The organism is Polaromonas sp. P1_F1, from assembly GCF_056405795.1.
Genome location: NZ_JBFUBJ010000013.1, coordinates 1 through 14,569 on the forward strand (window position 1 = coordinate 1; position 14,569 = coordinate 14,569).

At 56.4% G+C, this 14,569-nt stretch carries 11 protein-coding genes; 1 reads left to right on the forward strand and 10 read right to left on the reverse strand.

Going from position 1 to position 14,569, the window contains the following annotated elements:
- From AC1DZE_RS22620 to sucC, 10 genes are all read right to left on the reverse strand, one after another.
- On the reverse strand, positions 1-229 hold a 229-nt coding region (locus AC1DZE_RS22620; protein WP_477700574.1), incomplete at its 3' end, for a pilin.
- A gap of 185 nt (positions 230-414) precedes the next feature.
- Complete coding sequence (locus AC1DZE_RS22625) at positions 415-2,820, reverse strand: GspE/PulE family protein (RefSeq protein WP_477670597.1); 2,406 nt, start codon at positions 2,818-2,820, stop codon at positions 415-417.
- Positions 2,817-3,608: a 3',5'-cyclic-nucleotide phosphodiesterase gene (locus tag AC1DZE_RS22630; RefSeq protein WP_477670596.1), complete on the reverse strand. Its 792-nt coding sequence runs from the start codon at positions 3,606-3,608 to the stop codon at positions 2,817-2,819. Before AC1DZE_RS22630 ends, AC1DZE_RS22625 begins: the two co-directional genes overlap by 4 nt.
- 36 nt (positions 3,609-3,644) lie before the next feature.
- Positions 3,645-5,894: a CHASE2 domain-containing protein gene (locus AC1DZE_RS22635; protein WP_477670595.1), complete on the reverse strand. Its 2,250-nt coding sequence runs from the start codon at positions 5,892-5,894 to the stop codon at positions 3,645-3,647.
- 59 nt (positions 5,895-5,953) lie between these two features.
- Entirely contained in the window at positions 5,954-6,613 is a 660-nt protein-coding gene (locus tag AC1DZE_RS22640) for an FHA domain-containing protein (protein ID WP_477670594.1), read from the reverse strand.
- Between the two features lie 37 nt (positions 6,614-6,650).
- Complete coding sequence (locus AC1DZE_RS22645; RefSeq protein ID WP_457282073.1) at positions 6,651-7,436, reverse strand: Stp1/IreP family PP2C-type Ser/Thr phosphatase; 786 nt, start codon at positions 7,434-7,436, stop codon at positions 6,651-6,653.
- Positions 7,437-7,449: 13 nt separating this feature from the next.
- On the reverse strand, positions 7,450-10,149 hold the full coding sequence (locus tag AC1DZE_RS22650; protein WP_477672343.1) for a CHASE2 domain-containing serine/threonine-protein kinase: 2,700 nt from the start codon (positions 10,147-10,149) through the stop codon (positions 7,450-7,452).
- A 341-nt stretch (positions 10,150-10,490) separates the two neighbouring features.
- A complete protein-coding gene (locus AC1DZE_RS22655) occupies positions 10,491-11,192 on the reverse strand; it encodes a TerC family protein (RefSeq protein WP_477670592.1) in 702 nt (233 codons plus the stop codon).
- Positions 11,193-11,340: 148 nt separating this feature from the next.
- Positions 11,341-12,234 carry a succinate--CoA ligase subunit alpha gene (gene sucD, locus AC1DZE_RS22660; RefSeq protein ID WP_457282070.1) on the reverse strand — a complete coding sequence of 298 codons (894 nt, stop codon included), beginning with the start codon at positions 12,232-12,234 and terminating at the stop codon, positions 11,341-11,343.
- Positions 12,235-12,252: 18 nt separating this feature from the next.
- Entirely contained in the window at positions 12,253-13,413 is a 1,161-nt protein-coding gene (gene sucC, locus AC1DZE_RS22665) for an ADP-forming succinate--CoA ligase subunit beta (RefSeq protein WP_477670591.1), read from the reverse strand.
- 239 nt (positions 13,414-13,652) lie between these two features.
- On the opposite strand from sucC, the gene argC reads away from it, so the two are divergent.
- Entirely contained in the window at positions 13,653-14,564 is a 912-nt protein-coding gene (gene argC / locus AC1DZE_RS22670; RefSeq protein WP_477670590.1) for an N-acetyl-gamma-glutamyl-phosphate reductase, read from the forward strand.
- The last annotated feature ends 5 nt before the right edge of the window (positions 14,565-14,569 follow it).

The following is a 14,569-nucleotide window of genomic DNA, read 5'->3' on the forward strand; positions in this document are numbered from 1 at the left end:
TTTCACAGCCCCAGTTATTGGCGCTTGGAAGATTCGAACTGGCAGCAGATTGCACGGTTTCCGTGATGCTGGTACGGCACTGTGATGCAGCCAGGATCACTTCAGACACTTTTGCACGAATGGTGTAGTCCTGATAGGCAGGCAGAGCCACCGCAGCCAGGATACCGATAATCGCCACGACGATCATCAATTCGATCAGGGTAAAACCCTTTTGGATTGAACGCTTCATAAAAACTCCTTGGTTAAAAACCGGCTGTAGCAATTTAAACAGTTACGGCAGTTTGATGCCAGTTTAGATAGTTACAGCAATTTCTGAACCATATTAAAGAGTTTTCTTTTTTTGCGATTTTAAAGCTACAAAAAGCCGAAAAATTACTTTTTTGACGTATGTCTTTAAACTTCACGACATTTCTGTCATTTGATGCAGACGGATCGGACCATCTTTAAATCTGTCATGCCCATGAGTACCTTTTCCATGCCATCCATCTTGAGCGTCCGCATGCCGCTGTTGACAGCGCTTGCAAACAGCTCCGCGACACGCGCCCGCTCCTGGATCAATTTTTTGGCAGCATCATCGGCAATCATCAGTTCATGCAAGCCAATACGGCCCTTGTAGCCGGTCTTGTTGCACTTGTCGCAGCCGACCGCACGGTACAAGGTCAATTTATCGTCCTTCCCATAGCGCGCCATCCAGTCTTCATAGAGTTTTTGTGACTCGCCACCAGGATCGGCTTTCCAGGCTTCGGTATGGCGCAGCTCTTCGGCGTATTCCTTGATGAAATCTTTGACTTCCTGAGCACTCGGCTGATAAGCCTCTTTGCAGTCGCAGAGTTTTTTGGCCAGACGCTGAGCCAGGATACCCAACAATGCGTCCGCAAAATTAAAGGGATCCATGCCCATGTCCAGCAGGCGGGTGATGGACTCGGGGGCCGAATTGGTGTGCAGCGTCGAGAAAACCATGTGCCCCGTCAATGAAGCTTCCACGCCCATCGCCACGGTTTCTTTGTCGCGGGACTCACCGACCATGATGATGTCGGGATCGGCTCGCAGGAAAGCACGCATGACCAGTGCGAAGTCAATGCCCGCCTTCCTGTTAATTTGCACCTGACGCAAACCCTTCTGGGTAATTTCCACGGGGTCTTCGGCGGTCCAGATTTTGGTGTCCGGGGTGTTGAGAAACTTCAGGATGGAATGCAGGGTCGTGGTCTTGCCGGAGCCTGTGGGGCCACATACATAAAAAAGACCATAAGGCTTGGAGATCGTTTTTTCCAGTCGCTCCTTGTTGTGCGCCGTCAATCCGAGTTTTTCAAGCGGGATCGGCTCACCTGCGGCAAGAATCCGCATGACCACATCTTCCACACCACCGGCGGATGGAATCGTGGCAACACGCAACTCGATGTCCAGTGGGCCGTATTTCTTGAACTTGATCTTCCCATCTTGCGGTTTGCGCTTTTCAGAGATGTCCAGGTCGCACATGATCTTGAGCCGCGTGACCATGGCCTGGCGAAACTGCGCCGGCACTTCGATATAGGGCTGCAAGGTACCGTCAATGCGAAACCGGATACCGGTTTTGGCTTTGCCTGGCATGGGCTCGATGTGAATGTCCGAAACCTTCTGGTTGTAAGCGTCAATGATGACCTTGTTGACAAACTTGACCAGCTCGTTGTCCGCTGCGGCAGACTCCAGCGAAGAATCGTCATTTGACTCACTCTCCAGTGGTGAGTCCATGTCTGCAAGCAATTGGTCGATGGTGCTACTGTCTGCAGCCACGCCAAAGAGCTGCCCCAGGGTTTCTTCAAATTCGGTCTGGGTTGTAACGCGGTAAGAAAATTTGGAGACGCGGGGAAACACCTGTGGAACCACGCGTGCCCCTCGCACAGCCTCCGGATCCACACACATGATCACGAGGCCTTCGGTAGTTTCCTCCAGCGGAATCCAGCCTTGCTGTTCAATAAAGTCCCGTTTTAACGCACCATGCAACATCTCCGAGCGAATCCGCCCAGCATTGAATGCTTCGTAGGCCACACCAAAAAACTTGGCAAGCGAAGCACCAATCTGAGTGGGCCGGATGTGGAAGTTGGCCATGAGCATATGCTCGACAGACTGACCTTCTTCCCGGGCCTGGCGGATGCATTGCTGTAATTCTTCTTGGGACAGCACACCTTCCGTCACCAAGCCGTCGTACTTGGTAGCTTTGCGCCTTTGGCTGTCGCCCGCTTTTTGCATTCGCTGGCGTATGGCAATGCCCAAAGTCTTGCACAGCTGCAGCGCACCGTCTTCCTCAAGTTTTCCAAAAGGCTGATCGCTCCGGTTGTTGATAACCTGCAGCACGCCGTACAACGTCTCTCCGTCCATGACGGGAGCCACCAGCATCTGCTTGGTTCTGTACCCGGATCGCTTGTCAACTTCCTGGAGAAAGCTCAACGCAGGATGAATTTTCTTCAGCGCCTCCTCATCGTAGACGTCCGCAATATTCACCATCTGGCGAGCCATGGCAACGTAGCCCGCAATGCTCTGCGCACTGACCGGGAGTTTCAGGTCGCGGCTGGTATTGAGCCCCGTCTTGACCTTGGAAACAATGGAACTGCGGTCTTCGTTGACTGCATAAAGTGTTAACCGGTCTGCGTTAAAAAGCTTGCAGATGTCCTGGCTGGCTTCGAGCATGATCTGCTCGACATTTTCCGTTTCGTGAATCCGGTTGGTAACCAGCTGAAGCTGCCGGAAATACAGGGCTTCAAAAGTAACGCCCCGCTCCTGGGGAGGCAACATCTGCGAGTCAAAAAACTCGTCCTCGGGGTCACGTTGCAATACGGCGCTCATAGCTCAAACTCCTGGCCCGCCCTCAACCACCGGATGTCGTGCGATACATTCGGGCCAAACGGGCGGGTTTGGTCAAAACGCTGTATCTCGGCCATGATCAGGTCGGTCTCGGCCGGTTTGGTATGGGTAATGTAGATGGGATAACTGTGTCCTCGCTCGATGCAATCGAGTTCATTGGCAAGCGCATGAGGAGAAAGATGAAGGCTCCGCTTGGCAAGGTCGCGCTCACGATTGCTAAATGCCGTTTCGATGACCAGCATGGCAACCCTTATCTGATTAATGCGGGCCCACAGAGCCGGATTCTGTTCCGTGTCGCCCGTGAACACCCAATACCCCTTGCCCGTGGCCACCGCGTAGCCTGCAGCCGGGACGGTATGCACGGCAGGTAGAACCTCTATTTGCTTACCAGCCAATAACAAGGTTTGTCCGATTTCCAGAGGGTGAAAACTGACAAACGGGGCCTCGGGGCTGGGAATGCGGGAAAAGTCGGGCCAAATGGTGTTGTTGAAAATATGCGCCTTCAGTGCGTCAATCGTGCCCTGCAGCGCATGAATCTGGATAGGTGTTGTTCGCCGGGCGGCAATGGCGTCCACCATCAACGGTAACGCGGCCACGTGATCGAGGTGCGAATGCGTCAACAGAACATGGTCAACACCGGCCATCTCATCCAGCGTGAGATCTCCCACTCCCGTACCGGCATCAACCAACAAATCATGGTCAAGCAAAAAAGACGTGGTCCGGCAGTCTTTGGCAATGGCTCCCGAGCAGCCGAGTACACGTACTTTCATGAGATTTCCCGGTTGGCCTTGACTTGGAGGGTTGTGCTATTTGGTTTCAAAATTGGTTGCGCCATCCCATTCCGGATCAAAAGGCAACAGCCTCATAGAGGCTACACGCTCCGCATACAGCCGGTAAAGGAACTTTTTGCCATTTATCCGATGTAAATTGAGCAATTGCACATCGCATTGATCCCAATCCTGCGCGCGATAAGCTTTTAACGCCATTCCCCAGGTTTTCAGCTCAGCCGCAATGTCCTTGTCGATCTGGTCTACCGGCACCAACGGCCAGAAAATGGAAACCGCCTGATCTTTGCCCTTCACGCGAACCTTGTCGAGTTCCTGCCATGCAAAATCATTCGCCTGCTTTCGGGTTGACTCGCTGACCACGATATCCACTCCGTAGGTTTTTGAGAGCCCCTCCAGACGCGAACCCAGATTCACGGAATCGCCAATCACGGTGTAACTGCGGCGGATATCCGAACCCATGTCACCCACACACATCGTGCCCGTATTGACACCGATACCTATGCCAATCTCGGGTAAACCCTTGATCTTGTGTTCCTCGTTGATCTTCTTGACTGCATTCGACATCTCAAGTGCCGTTTTGACTGCAAGACCAGCATGATCTGGCGTGTCGACAGGGGCCCCCCAAAAAGCCATCACGCAGTCACCCATGTATTTGTCAATGGTGCCGCGATTGCTGCGAATCAGGTCTGTCAGCCGGCTGAAAACACTGTTTAGCAAAGCCTGTAGTTGGGTAGGCTCCATCGACTCCGACATTTTGGTGAACCCGCGCATGTCGCAAAACATGACCGTCAGCTCCTTGGTCGTTGCCTTCATGCTGTAGCTGTCGGGATCTTTCACCATCTCGTCAACCAGTTCGGGGGGTACATAGGTGCCGAACAGATGGGCCAACTCACGCTTGGATCGGCTTTCCACGAAATATCCATAACTCATGTTCAACGCAAATGCGGTCAAAGCCATAACCAGCGCACTGGCCAACGGCAGCACAAGACCGTAACCAGAATAAAGCCAGAAATTCAAGCCGGCTATGGCGGCAATCACCGCCAAGCTGACCAGCACCGCACGGGAAGCCGAAAGCAGGGGCAGTGCAAAGGCCAGCGTCAGCCCCGAAAAAAGCAGGATGACCACCTCAAATCCGATGGCGTAGTCCGGCTTGACGAATACCTTCCCGTCAAGGAAACCGGAGATGACATTGGCATGCGTTTCCACCCCCGGATAGGTTTCCCCTACCGGAGTCACTCTCAAATCGAGCAGGCCGGGCGCTGTGGTGCCGACCAGGATGATCTTATCCTTGAGCGTGCCAGGCGCAAGGCGTTTGGCCAGGACATCCGCTGCGGAGATATACCGAAACGAGCCGCCGTTCGCACCACCATTACCCCTGAAGGGCACCAAAGTGGCTACGCGATCATCGACCGGAATCGCCAGGGTTTTGTTGCCTTGCTTAAGCAGAATGCTTTCCAGCCCTTGATAGTTCCGGGTCAGGAATTTTTCCTGCGGAAAACCAGGCTCGACCTTGGGCAAACCCGCAAGCATGCGAAACATGGCGAGCGCCAATGACTCGTAGTACTGCCCCTTGAACTCCGCCAGCAAGGGAATAGAGCGCACCACACCGTCGCCCTCGGTAATGGAGTTGAAGAAACCTCCCAAAGGGGCCGCTTTGGCCAACAACTCAATGTTGGCCCCGTATCCGTTCCAGCTGGTGAATTTGATAGGACGGCCACCAAGCGCATCGCTGCCCATAACCGGTGGCGGCAAAACGCCATTGACCCGGCCATCCCTGTCGCTGGTGAAGTAATACCCCATCACGACGGGGCGTTTTTCGATCGCTTTCGCGAAAATCGCGTCGTAATCCAGGCTGGTCTGCAGCTGGCTGAGTTTTTCCGAGAAACCCGGTTGATCTTTCAGCTCCGCCTGTGCAAGCTGCTTGAGCCGCTTTAGACCCGAGCTTTCGTCGGCTTCGGCAAATACGACATCAAACCCCAACAGCGCCGTTTTTTGACGATCCTGCAGCTCTTCGACCAGCTCCGCCAACCTGTTACGGCCCCAAGGCCACCGCCCCACCTCCGCAAGGCTCTTCTCATCGATGTCAACGATAACAATGCGTTCGTCCAGTGTATGCGGCATGGTCGCGCGCAGGCGTGCATCGTAGATGATGTCGTCCAACCTTTGCAGAACACCAATGCGAGCGACCCCGCTGGCATGCATCAATGCAAACACCAGCGGAATCAACGTGACGGCGATACGAGGCCAGTGCCGGAAGAGGAGTCTCATGCGACCTCGTTTGAAGGGTGCTTGCGGTCCGCTTGGTGCGAGACCTCTCAACACCAATGTCAGTGTTGGACGAACTGCATTTGCGTTCCGGCCAGCTCAAGCATGTCCCCATTTTTCAGGACAACCGGCTCAGCCCCGATGGGAGCTCCGTTAAGCGTGGGCTTGCCAGTGCCCTCTACATGGGCAACGACAAAACCCTGCGGCCGCTTGGTAATGGCGGCAACTGCGACCCCGGGCTTTCCGATGGTTGTGACTACCTTCACCAATGCCACTTCACGGCCAGCTGCAGCACCTGACATCACTTTGATCGCCGCCGTGAGGCCCGTACCACCGGCTTCAGTTGATGCCGCTGGCGAACCTGTCGGCGCCGGAGGCACAAGACCGGCAGAGCCAGCCTTGATAATCATGGTTTTCTCAAAGCCTGCGGGTGCAGCTTCGTTGACGTACTTGATTTTGTACTTGCCAATTTCAACGGTATCGCTATTTTGCAGCAGCAGCTTTTTAACGGCCTTCCCGTTGACATAGGTGCCATTGGTGCTGTTGAGATCCTCTAGATAGACCTCGTTGCCGGTCATTTGCAAAACGGCATGCTCCCCGCTGACAGCTAGGTTGTCGATGACAATGTCGTTGTAGGGCCTACGGCCCAAAGAAGTCCGGTCTTTCGTCAACTGGACTTCCTTGATCACAACGCCGTCAATAGAGACGATCATTTTCGGCATGGCCGACTCCTGTCTGTTTGTAATATTTCAGTCATCGCTATTTTCCCAGCATTCTGGACAAAAGGCCGCGCTTGGTCGAGTCTTCTTTCGCGTATGCCAACAGTACGGAAATATTATCGCGTCCACCAGCCTCATTCGCCGCAACAATCAGCTGTTTCGCTTTTTGCTCCAAGGTCCCTGCGCCTGTAAGGATAGCCGCAATGCCCGGATCCGCAACCATGTCCGAGAGCCCATCCGAACACATCAGATAAAGGTCCCCCGCGTCCACACGATGCTCATTGACCTCAACCAGCACCGTGTCTTCGACGCCCAAGGCGCGTGTGACCAAGTTCTTGTTCAGGGAAGTCAGTGCCTGCTCGGGAGTTATCAGCCCGGCGTCAATTTGTTCTTGCAGCAGCGAGTGGTCTTTGGTGATTTGCTGCAGCTCCTGGCCGCGCAGACGATAGCAACGGGAATCGCCAATATGACCCAGCATCAGTCGCCCGTCCTGGAACACCCCCACCACCAGCGTGGTACCCATACCCGCGTACTGGGGGTTGGAGTTCGCCGCGTTGAAGATCGAATGATTGGCATTTTCCACGCAGATTTCTAAAGCCCGGCGCACTTCCTTGGCATTGGCATGCCTGCCCGCCTGGGAAAGCCAACGGCCCATTTCCGACTTGATGAAAGCGGCAGCCATGCCGCTTGCAATTTCGCCTGCGTTATAGCCACCCATTCCGTCCGCCAGGATGCAAAGCCGCGTCGCAGCATCAAAAGCAACCGCATCCTCGTTGTTGTCCCTCGTCAACCCCGGGTCGGTATGTGTACAAATCTCGTAGTTCATCTTGTTCGTGTGATCACTGGGTGTCGGTATCGGCAGCAGGTGCTTTGGAAACCACGGTTTTCTCAAATGTCTGCGTGCCGTCGACATTCACGGCCTGGGTCGCATCATAGGTCTTCGGGCCAGCAGCTGGTACAGTCGCTGATTGCACGACCGTGGCGTCAAATTGGGCTGCTGGCGCACCCTGTTGAGGCGCAAACGATGGGGCCGGTGCAGTACCTTCCATTGCGGCAATGACAGCGCGCAGATCTGTCGCCAATCGATCACCATCCTGATACCGCAACTCCGGCTTCTTGGCCAGAGACAGCGCAACAATCTCGGCCAGTCGCGCCGGCAGCTCTTTACGGATGATACGGATATCGGGGGCTTCTTCGTTCGCGATCTTGTACATCAGTTCGGCCATGGAATCGCCACGGAATGGCAACACGCCAGCCAGCATCTGAAACAGCATGACACCCAGCGAGTACAAGTCCGAGCGCCCGTCGACTTTTTTACCTGCAATCTGCTCCGGCGACATGAAGCTGGGCGTCCCCAATACAAGACCGGTCTTTGTTTTGCTTGAATCCGTAATGCGAGCGATGCCGAAGTCGGTCACCTTCACCGTATCGCTTTCGATTTCATACATGATGTTGGCCGGTTTGATGTCCCGGTGCACCACATTCTGCTTGTGTGCGTAAGCCAGGGCTTCAGCCACCCGTGCCACGATGGACAGGACCTTCGGGACCGGCAACAAATGGCCGTCCTTGGTGACATCTGCCAGATCCTTGCCCTTCAGAAACTCCATGGCAATGAATGCCAGGTCGTGTTCTTCACCCGCATCAAAAATCGTGACAATGTTCTGGTGCTGCAGCCGGCCAGCGGTCTCGGCTTCCCTGAAGAAGCGCTCCCGCGCATCGTCAAGCTCCTCGCCCTCGAACTCCTGACTCAAAGCCATAGTCTTGATGGCGACGACACGGCCAATCTTTGGGTCCTTGCCGAGGTACACCACGCCCATGGCGCCCTTGCCCAATTCCTTTTCGACTTGATAGCGACCCAACATGGGCTTTTCAACACCCCCACCGTCAAGGAGCATGGTCCCGCCCGGGTGCGCGCCGCCACCGCCCAAAATGACGGTTTCCGACAGGTTTTTGGCCCGATTAAGCTTGGACTGCAGGTCTTTGTGGTTCTTGTTGTAGGTGGCCATGTACTCGTACACGGCTTGAGCTTTGTTGAACTGGCGCTTGCGCTCGAAATCCAGCGCTAGGTTGTTCATGTTGTCCATCAGTGCGTCAGTGAAAGGTACGCGGCGAAAACGATCAAACGCCATGTCGAGCTGGCCTTGACCTTGCAGCGCCAGACCCATCATGCGATTGGTCTCGGCCGATTCCTCGTCGGACTTGAGCTTGCCAGCCTCGGTCATGAGGAAGCGCTTGGTCGTCAACGCCAGGTGGCCGATCACCAGCAGGGCTGCGGGAAAGACAAACTTGAGCCAGGTCGCGGCCGCCGACAGCAAGCCGAACTCAACCACCAGCAACACCAGGAACAGTGCCAACGTGATGACCGCAGCCTTACCAGCGGAGAGGCGAGGCAACCCGGCGATAAGGTAAGCCGCAACCACGAGCAGAACAGCCAACGTAGCCCAGACACCCCAAGTCGGCTGGACAATGAAGTGTTCACTCAGGATGCTGGAAGTGATGTGCGCAATGGTCTCTGCCGGTGACAGCCCCGGACCGGCCGGCGTCGTGAAGAGGCTACCCACGCCCTGCGCCGTGGCGCCGATCACCACAATCTTGTCCGCATATTTGGTGGCAGGGATTTTGCCCGTCAGCACGTCATAGAAGGAGTCAACTGCAAAAGCAGGCTTGCCGCCGCTGCCTTTATAAAACTGCGGCAACATCAGGGCCGACTCGTCGGTGCGCACTCGGAGCTTGCCGATTTGCACCGACTCCCCCACGTTGAGCTTGATATCAGAGGTGTTGAGGTTGAGGCTTTTTGCGGCAGCCAGCAGCGCCATAGAGGGCACACCCTTGCCGTAATAATTGACAAGCAGCGGCTCCTGGCGAACTGCCCCATCAACGGGATCCTGTATCTGGTTCAGGTGGCCTATACCGGCGGCGGCATTGCCTATGGCTTCAATCGGCTGGGTGCCGCGTATTGCCGCAATGGAAAAGCCGTTGCTCTCGTCAATCGCGCTTTTGAGCGCGTAGGCCGGCAGCGGATTGTCTGGCCTGCCCTGCGGCTCGCCAAGAGTAAACACCGAGGGCACAAGCACATTGCCGGCATTGACCATACTGGCAGCCAGCTTGGCATCGCTATCCAGCGCCACCTCGGCATCCGCAATCACCTTGCTCAATTGCTCGCCAATACCAGTTTGCGCGACAGCAGGATCGCCGAGGACCTCTTTCATCTTGCGGATAAAAGCGAGACCTCGGTCGGTTTGAGGCTCAAAGAAAAAAGCCGTGTGGACGACTGTCTTGGTCTTGGCGGCTGTCAACTGGTCTATCAGCTTCGCATGGACGTCCCGGGGCCAGGGCCAACGGCCTATATTCGCGATGCTTTGGTCGTCAATCGCAATAACCGCTATACGGTCTGAGGGCTGACGATTGCTGCTGGTGCTCGCATAGTCATAGTAACGGCGCTCAAGTGTGCCGAAAAAATCGGTCAGGCCATGCAAAAAAAGGACGGCCAGCACCACCAGAACGCCCACAAACCAGTCGGCCCGCCAGAACTGACTCAATTTCCTAGATGTTTTGGCCACTTCCCGTCCCTTGTCCTGATTCGCTATGCATAGCCCCAGCCATTTTTGTAATTGCTTTGTACTATCGGTCCTCCGGCAGCAAATTTCGTGCGCCGGATATCACCCGCCGACTGTTTCGGCAGGTTACAAGTCTCCTGACAATGGACATTAACAGACGGGGTGCGGCTGGACAAGCGACTTCTGCACCGCAAGCGTGCCGACTGTTGCAAATAAGTGGTTTTCTGGTATGCGCGGCGCGCATCCGGTCCGCAGCAGGTGGCGAACGCTAAGAAACGACCCTAACCGCCAAAGGGGCTGCGGCGGCCGGGCCGTACGCCGGTTCAGGCGGAAGGCGCCTTTGTCTGCTGCCGTTTGGTCAGGTAGGTGCCCAGTGCCACCACGAGCACGGCACCCACAATCCCACCGGCAGTCACCGTATGGTCGCTAACGGCACCAAAATAGCTCACCACCGCAGGATCCGTCAGCAACATCTCACCCGCCAGGAAGCCCAAAAGAGCTGCACCGATGGTAATGATGATGGGGAAGCGCTCCATGACCTTGGTCAACAAGGTGGCGCCGAAAATAATCAGCGGGATGCTCACCAGAAGACCCAGTACCAGCAACGGGAGGTTGCCCTTGGCGGCTGCTGCGACTGCCAGAACGTTGTCCAGGCTCATTACCAGATCGGCAATCAGGATAGTGCGAATCGCAGCCATCATGCCGTTGATTTCGTGGCCTTCGCCGTCTTCATCTTCTTCGCCTTTGAGCAGGTCCACGCCAATGTAGACCAGCAGTACGGCACCGATCATCTTCAGGTATGGCAAGCTCAACAGCTGAATGGCCACAATGGTCAGCACGATACGCATCACGATCGCGGCGGCGCTGCCCCAGAAGATCGCCTTGCCACGCTGCTCGGGTTTGAGTGTGCGCGCAGCCATGGCAATTACCACGGCGTTATCCCCAGACAGCACGATGTTGGCAAGAAGGATGGAGCCGAAAGCGCTCCAGAAGAGGGGGGACGCGAGGTCCAGTCCGAAAAACATGGCAGCTCCTGTTATGAATTAAAAAAGCGCTGGGAAGCGCTTTTTTGTTTTGGAGAGTCTAAGCCGCAATAGGCCAATCCCGATTGGTATTACTGCTTACCTGCTTGACCGTGGTCAAGTTTTCAAATCACTTTTTTGTGGTGGCGCCTTACAGCAGCGCTTTGAGCAGTTTGGCCATTTCCGAAGGATTGCGCGTCACGGTGAAACCGCAGGCTTCCATGATGGCAAGTTTGGCATCGGCCGTGTCGGCGCCGCCGGAGATCAGCGCGCCCGCATGGCCCATCCGCTTGCCGGCAGGGGCAGTCACACCAGCAATGAAGCCAACGATCGGTTTTTTCATGTTGGCCTTGCACCACTGGGCGGCTTCGGCTTCATCGGGACCGCCGATTTCGCCGATCATGATGACGGCGTCAGTGTCCGGATCGTCATTGAAGGCTTTCATCACGTCAATGTGCTTGAGGCCATTGATCGGGTCGCCGCCGATACCGACTGCACTCGATTGGCCCAGGCCGATTTCGGTCAATTGCGCCACAGCTTCATAGGTCAGCGTGCCGGAGCGGCTGACTACGCCGATACGGCCCTTGCGGTGGATATGTCCTGGCATGATGCCGATCTTGATTTCTTCAGGCGTGATCAGACCGGGGCAATTGGGGCCCAGCAGCAGGGTTTTCTTGCCGCCGGCAGCTTCCTTGGCTTTCATGCGGTTGCGCACTTCCAGCATGTCCTTGACCGGAATGCCTTCGGTGATGCAGATCGCCAGGTCCAGGTTGGCTTCAACAGCCTCCCAGATGGCGGCGGCAGCGCCTGCAGGGGGCACATAGATGACCGACACGGTTGCGCCGGTCGCCTTGGCGGCTTCGGTCACGTTGGCAAAAATCGGGATGCCTTCGAAGTCTTCGCCGGCTTTCTTGGGATTCACACCGGCCACAAAAGCTTCTTTGCCGTTCGCGTAGTCGCGGCACATGCGGGTGTGGAATTGACCGGTTTTGCCGGTGATGCCCTGGGTGATGACTTTGGTGTTTTTGTTGATGTAGATGGACATGTTCTTGGCTCCGGGCTTTTATTTGACAGCGGCGACGATTTTGGTCGCGGCTTCGGCCATGGTGTCTGCGGCGATGATGGGAAGGCCAGAATCGGCCAGCATCTTCTTGCCCAGGTCTTCGTTGGTGCCCTTCATGCGCACGACCAGTGGAACCGAAAGGTTCACGGCCTTGCAGGCGGTGATCACGCCGTCGGCGATGGTGTCGCACTTCATGATGCCGCCGAAGATGTTGACCAGGATGCCTTTGACATCAGGGTTCTTCAGCATGATCTTGAAGGCTTCGGTGACTTTTTCAGCTGTTGCGCCGCCGCCCACATCCAGGAAGTTGGCTGGCTCGCCACCGAAAAGTTTAATGGTGTCCATGGTCGCCATGGCCAGGCCTGCGCCGTTGACCAGGCAGCCGATGTTGCCGTCCAGGCTGATGTAAGCGAGGTCGAACTTGCTGGCTTCGACTTCGGCCGGGTCTTCTTCGTCCAGGTCGCGATAGGCCACGATTTCGGGATGGCGGAACAGCGCGTTGGCATCGAAGTTGAACTTCGCATCCAGGGCCATGACTTCACCCTTGCTGTTGCGGTTCAGGGGGTTGATTTCAACCAGCGACGCGTCGGTCTCCATATAGCACTTGTAGAGCTTTTTCAGGATGTCGACGGTCTGCGCCACGGAGTCGGCAGGCATGCCGATGCCGGCGGCGATTTGCTTCGCCTGGGCGTCCGTCATGCCGACCAGCGGATCGACAAACACCTTGATGATTTTTTCAGGGTTGGAATGAGCCACCTCTTCGATGTCCATGCCGCCTTCGCTGGAGGCGATGAAGGCCACCTTTTGCGACTCACGGTCGGTCACGGCCGAAACGTAGTATTCCTTTTGGATGTCGGCGCCGTCTTCAATATAGAGGCGGCGGACTTTCTGGCCTTCTGGGCCGGTCTGGTGCGTTTTCAGCTGCATGCCGAGGATTTCGCCGGCAATGCGCTTGACGTCGTCGATGGTTTTGGCAACCTTCACGCCGCCGCCCTTGCCGCGGCCGCCCGCGTGGATCTGGGCCTTGACCACCCACACCGGGCCACCTAGCTTCTGGGCGGCTTCCACCGCCTCCTGCACCGTGAAGGCCGGGATGCCGCGCGGCACTGGCACACCAAAATTGCGCAAGATTTCCTTGCCCTGGTACTCGTGAATTTTCATGAAAGACCTTCAGAATTCAGTAAAAGAGGGGGGTGCAACAGGGATTTGGGCAGAGGAATGGGGTGTCGGAAACAGGCCACACCGGCCCAAAAAACCACGTCGGCGGTCACTGCAGGCAGCAACGCAGAACTGTATCATGGTGCGACGCACAACTCTTGTGCCCGCCTTACACCCCGAAAAGGGCCGAAATTGACCTCTGGGGCGGCCAGCCGCCCACTTTGTTTTGTACCTGGAAGCCCATGCCTAAAGTATTTATTGACGGCGAAGCCGGCACCACGGGCCTGCAAATCCGCGAGCGGCTGCAAGCCATGCCGCAGATCGAACTCGTCAGCATCGCGCCCGAGCTGCGCAAGGACGCGGCCGCCAAGCGCGCCCTGATGGCGCAGGTGGATATGGTGATCCTGTGCCTGCACGACGACGCGGCACGCGAATCGGTCGCCATGATTGACAGCTTGACCGGCAAAAAGCCCAAAATCATTGACGCCTCCACGGCTCACCGCACCGTGTCCGGCTGGGTTTACGGCTTTCCCGAACTGACCCAGACCCAGCGCGCCGCCGTGGCCGCTGCCGACCGCGTGGGCAACCCCGGCTGCTACGCCACCGGTGCGATCGCGCTGATCCGTCCGCTGGTTGACGCCGGCATGATCCCGGCCGACTTCCCGCTGAGCCTTCCCGCTGTGAGCGGTTACTCCGGCGGCGGCCGGCAGATGATTGAAGACTACGAAGCCGGCACCGCTCCCCTGTTTGAACTTTACGGCCTGGGCCTGAAACACAAACACCTGCCCGAAATCATGAAATACACAGGGCTCACACGCCGGCCGGTGTTCATTCCGTCGGTAGGCAACTTCAAGCAGGGCATGCTGGTGCAATTGCCGCTGCACCTTGACTTGCTGCCCGGCAAACCAACCGGGGCGCAGTTGCAGGACGTACTGGCCAAACACTATGCCGGCAGCGAATGGGTAACCGCGGAGGCCGCGCCCGAGTCAGGCAAGCTGGATGCGCTGGCGCTGAACGACACCAACAAGATGGAGTTGCGCGTGTTTGCCAATGAAGAGTACCGCCATGCGGTGCTGGTGGCGCGGCTGGACAACCTGGGCAAGGGCGCATCCGGCGCTGCAGTCCAGAACCTGAAGCTGATGCTGGGTCTCTAATCGTC